Origin of the sequence: Acinetobacter sp. Colony158 (assembly GCF_019264745.1) — a bacterium.
GTDB classification, from domain to species: domain Bacteria; phylum Pseudomonadota; class Gammaproteobacteria; order Pseudomonadales; family Moraxellaceae; genus Acinetobacter; species Acinetobacter ursingii.
In genome coordinates this window covers 1,832,608-1,833,092 of record NZ_CP078523.1, presented here as the reverse complement: position 1 = coordinate 1,833,092, position 485 = coordinate 1,832,608, and the positions used below count along the sequence as shown (strand labels likewise).

Here is a 485-nt window from a genome sequence, read left to right as displayed (position 1 = left end):
AAGCCATTTCGGTAAAGGTTGGTGTTTCAAAGCCTTTGGCGTAACTCACATAAGCCAAAAGTTCAGGCATGATTTGCCAGCTTAAAGCGGCCGAAGGTAAAACTTTGGAATAATCAGTCTTGCCACTGTCATCTGGATTGCTTGCAGTGATGTAATTATCATCTGATTTATAATGAACATTGCTATAACGCACGCCTGTATCTAAACGCCAAGTCGGTAAAAACTGCCATGAGGCTTGTAAATAAGGATCAATATTCCACAAAGTATTGTCTTCATCACGGCGCAAAGTACCTTTAACCCCATAACTCGGCTGATTGTTGATTAAGGTAAAATTTTCATAACCTTGACGATCCTCATCCATCGCATCTAAGGCCACTCCTGCACTCACGGTGATATTGGGAAGAAGTTCTTTGCCAGTCCAGCGTAGATCTGCGCCATAATAATTCCGTTCAAAATCAATCACACCACCTGCATGACGTGGATTG

General features: G+C 42.3%; 1 protein-coding gene. It reads right to left on the bottom strand.

The window, feature by feature from the left end; genetic code table 11:
- A partial coding sequence (locus JR005_RS14720; protein ID WP_228731663.1) for a TonB-dependent receptor occupies window positions 1-485 on the bottom strand: 485 nt, incomplete at both ends.